This is a genomic window from Variovorax sp. P4_D9 (assembly GCF_056401695.1).
Window position 1 is genome coordinate 1 of sequence record NZ_JBFUIU010000866.1, and the last position, 3613, is coordinate 3613.

Annotated in this window: 6 protein-coding genes; all 6 read right to left on the minus strand. The window is 66.4% G+C overall.

What is annotated here, in order from left to right:
- On the minus strand, positions 1-507 hold a 507-nt coding region (locus AC1DY5_RS47085), incomplete at its 3' end, for a glycosyltransferase family protein (RefSeq protein WP_478121247.1).
- A gap of 8 nt (positions 508-515) precedes the next feature.
- Positions 516-1304 carry an acyl-ACP--UDP-N-acetylglucosamine O-acyltransferase gene (gene lpxA / locus AC1DY5_RS47090; RefSeq protein WP_478121248.1) on the minus strand — a complete coding sequence of 263 codons (789 nt, stop codon included), beginning with the start codon at positions 1302-1304 and terminating at the stop codon, positions 516-518.
- Between the two features lie 19 nt (positions 1305-1323).
- A complete protein-coding gene (gene fabZ, locus AC1DY5_RS47095) occupies positions 1324-1770 on the minus strand; it encodes a 3-hydroxyacyl-ACP dehydratase FabZ (RefSeq protein WP_286367614.1) in 447 nt (148 codons plus the stop codon).
- Positions 1767-2753, minus strand: a complete 987-nt coding sequence (gene lpxD, locus AC1DY5_RS47100) for a UDP-3-O-(3-hydroxymyristoyl)glucosamine N-acyltransferase (RefSeq protein ID WP_478121249.1) — start codon at positions 2751-2753, stop codon at positions 1767-1769. The genes fabZ and lpxD overlap by 4 nt, the downstream gene beginning before the upstream one ends.
- A 14-nt stretch (positions 2754-2767) precedes the next feature.
- Complete coding sequence (locus AC1DY5_RS47105; protein ID WP_478121250.1) at positions 2768-3310, minus strand: OmpH/Skp family outer membrane protein; 543 nt, start codon at positions 3308-3310, stop codon at positions 2768-2770.
- On the minus strand, positions 3310-3613 hold a 304-nt coding region (locus AC1DY5_RS47110; protein ID WP_478121251.1), incomplete at its 5' end, for a BamA/TamA family outer membrane protein. The genes AC1DY5_RS47110 and AC1DY5_RS47105, both read right to left, overlap by 1 nt.

A 3613-nucleotide genomic window follows, 5' to 3' on the forward strand; every position in this document is an offset into this window, starting at 1 on the left:
GAGCGGATGGCCGACATAGGTCGCGGCGATGCCGTGGGTCTCAAGCAGCGCCGGCTCGAACGGGAAGATGCACAGCACGTGGTCGGCGGCGGCGCGGAGCTTGTGGACCCGCTCCGGACGCCAGGCCCAGATCGAGGGACAGACGAAATGCGCGGTCTTGATGCCGCAGGCGCGCAGCCCAGCTTCGAGGTCGAGGTTGAAGTCRGGGGCGTCGACGCCGATGAAAATCTCGGGCGACTCGCGCAGCAGCCGGGCCCGCAGGTGGCGCCGGATGCCGGCGATCTCGGCATAGTGGCGCAGTACTTCGACATAGCCGCTCACAGCGAGCTTCTCCTGCGGCCACCAGCTTTCGAACCCGCGCGCCAGCATCCTGGGGCCGCCGATGCCGGCGGCCTTCATCGACGGCCAGCGGGCCTGCAGGCCGTCGAGCATCAGGCCGGCCAGCAGGTCGCCCGAGGCCTCGCCGGCGACCATCGCGAAATGTCGCGCTGAAGTGTCCGCAATCATGCAGGCGCTCAGCGGGCGATGCCGGCTGCCGAGCTGCCGAGGAAGTCGGCCATCAGGGCTGCATCGGCGGCCGCCTCGGGCGTCTCGCGCGCCTGCGCGGCGATGGCCGCACGCGCCTCGTCGACCGTCTTGCCCTGGCGGTAGATGAGCTTGTGCATCTCGCGGATGGCCGCGACGCGCTCGTTGCCGAAATCGCGCCGGCGCAACCCCACTAGATTGACGCCGCGCACCGCCAGCGGGTTGCCGTCGACCACCATGAAGGGCGGTACGTCCTTGCCGACATGGCTGGCGAAGCCGACCATCGCGTGGGGACCGATGCGCATGCGCTGCAGCACCCCGGTCAGGCCGCCGATGGTGGCCCAGTCGCCCACCACGACATGGCCCGCGAGCGTCGCGTTGTTGGCCATGGTGATCTGGTTGCCGAGCTGGCAGTCGTGCGCGATGTGCACGTAGGCCATGATCCAGTTGTCGTCGCCGATGCGCGTGGTGCCGATGTCCTGCGACGTCCCGAGGTTGAAGGTGCAGAACTCGCGTATCGTGTTGCGGTCGCCGATCACCAGTTCGGTCGCTTCGCCGGCGTATTTCTTGTCCTGCGGCACGGCGCCGAGCGAGGCGAACTGGAAGACCTGGTTGTCGCGGCCGAGCGTAGTCCGGCCCTCGATCACGCAGTGGGCGCCGATCGACGTGCCAGCACCGATCCGCACCTGCGGGCCGATCACGGCGTAGGGGCCGACACGGACCGTGGGGTCGAGCTCGGCCCGGGGGTCGACGATGGCCGTCGAATGAATCAGGGTCATGCGAAAAAAAACGGCAGCGTCAGTTGATCTGGCGCATCGCGCACATCAGCGTGGCTTCGCAGGCCAGTTCAGCGCCGACCAGGGCGCGGCCCTTGAACTTCGAAATGCCGGCCTTCATGCGCTCGATCTCGACCTCGAGCGTGAGCTGGTCGCCGGGCTCGACCGGCCGCTTGAAGCGCGCACCATCGATGGCCGCAAAGTAATAGACCGTGTTGTCGTCGGGAACGATGTCGAGCGAATGAAAGGACAGCAGCGCGGCAGCCTGCGCCATCGCCTCCAGCATCAGCACGCCGGGCATCACCGGGCGATGCGGGAAATGGCCGTTGAAGAAGGGCTCGTTCATGGTCACGTTCTTGAGTGCCGTGATTCGCTTGCCCTTTTCCATGTCGAGCACGCGGTCCACCAGCAGGAACGGGTACCGGTGAGGCAGCAGCTTGAGGATTTGATGGATATCGAGGGTCGTCATGATTTCTTGTCCTGCATCGTCATTTTTTCCAGCGCCTTGAGGCGCTCCCGCAGACTGTGCAGTTGCTTGAGCGTGGCAGCGTTTTTTTCCCAGGCGGCATTGTCGTCGATGGGAAACACACCGGTGTAGTGACCGGGCTTGAGAATGGATCGCGTCACCAGCGAGGTGGCCGAGATGTGCACGTGATCGGCAATGGTCAAGTGCCCCAGCACACCGGCCCGGCCGCCGATCGTGCAATGGGCCCCGATGGTGGCGCTGCCGGCAACCGCGGCACAGCCGGCCATCGCGGTGTGCTTGCCGATGCGCACGTTGTGGCCGATCTGGATCAGGTTGTCGAGCTTGACGCCGTCCTCGATCACGGTGTCCTCGAGCGCGCCGCGGTCGATGCAGGTGTTGGCGCCGATGTCGACGTCGTCGCCGATGCGCACCGCGCCGAGCTGTTCGATCTTGACCCAGGCGCCTTCGTGCGGCGCGAGTCCGAAGCCGTCGGCGCCGATGACCACGCCCGGGTGCAGCAGGCAGCGCGCGCCGATGACGCAGTCCTCGGCCACGGTCACGCCGGACTTCAGCACCGTGTCGGCGCCGATGCGCGCGCCGCGCTCGATCACGCACAGCGCGCCGATGCGGGCGCTCGGATCGATCGACGCCGCGGGATCGATCACCGCGCTCGGATGGATGCGCGCCGCCTCGGGCCGGGCATGGGCCTTCTTCCAGAGCTGGGTGAGGCGTGCAAAGTAGAGATAGGGATCGGTCGTCTCGATGAAGGCACCGCGCGCGGCCGCGGCTTCGCGCATCGCCGGCGCCACGATCACGCAGCCGGCGCGGGAGGCCGCGAGCTCTTTCTGGTACTTTGGATGGCTCAGGAAGGCGATCGCGTCGCCCTCTGCCGTGGCCAGGGGCGCCAGCCGCTCGATCGAGAGCCCGGGATCGCCCTGGAGTTCGCCTCCGAGAGCTTCAACGATTGCGCCTAGCCGCAGTGCCACGCCGATAGACGGCGCTACTTGCCGCCGGGAGAGGTCGACCCGTTGGTCGACGCGTTGAGCGCCTTGATCACCTTTTCGGTGATGTCGTGCTTCGGGTTGATGTAGATCGCCTCCTGGAGGATGGCGTCGTACTTCTCAGCCTCGGCCACCTGCTTGACCACGCGGTTGGCACGCTCGTAGACCTGCTGCAGCTCTTCGTTCTTGCGTGCGTTCAGATCTTCCTGGAATTCCCGACGACGGCGCTGGAAATCCCGATCCTGGTCGACCAGCGCCTTCTGGCGCGCGACGCGCTGGCTTTCGGACAGCGTCGACGCCTCCCGCTCGAACTGCTCGGATGCCGCCTTGAGTGCCGCGCCCAGTGCCGTCAGATCCTTTTCGCGCTTGAGGAACTCGGCCTCCAGCTTGGCCTGGGCAGCTTTCGCCGGCTGCGCTTCGCGCAGCACCCGGTCCGGATTGACGAAACCGATGCGGAACGTTTCCTGCGCATGGGCAGGCATTCCTGCGGCCATGAAGACAGGAACAAGCAGCGCGCCGGCGGCACGGAGCAATGGAGTCATTAGAAGGTGGTTCCGATCYGGAATTGCAAACGCTGAATTCTATCCTGGGGGATCAGCTGGCCCAGGTCTTCCTGCTGATACACGACCGGGAGGGCATAGGCGATCCGCAGCGGACCCAGCGGCGAAACCCAGCTGATGCCCAGGCCCACCGAAGCCCGCAGCTTCTTGATCGAATCCCACTGCGCGTCGGTCGACCACGGCGTGCGGTCGCCGAACACGTTGCCGACGTCGAAAAAGGTATAGAGACGCAGCGTCCGGTCGTTGCCGGCGCCCGGGAATGGAGTGCTCAGCTCGGCGTTGAAG

Bases quoted from the DNA above. Each gene is read 5' to 3' on its own strand.
- AC1DY5_RS47105 (WP_478121250.1), bottom strand. From the start codon at position 3,310: ATGACTCCATTGCTCCGTGCCGCCGGCGCGCTGCTTGTTCCTGTCTTC.
- lpxA (WP_478121248.1), bottom strand. From the start codon at position 1,304: ATGACCCTGATTCATTCGACGGCCATCGTCGACCCCCGGGCCGAGCTC.
- fabZ (WP_286367614.1), bottom strand. From the start codon at position 1,770: ATGACGACCCTCGATATCCATCAAATCCTCAAGCTGCTGCCTCACCGG.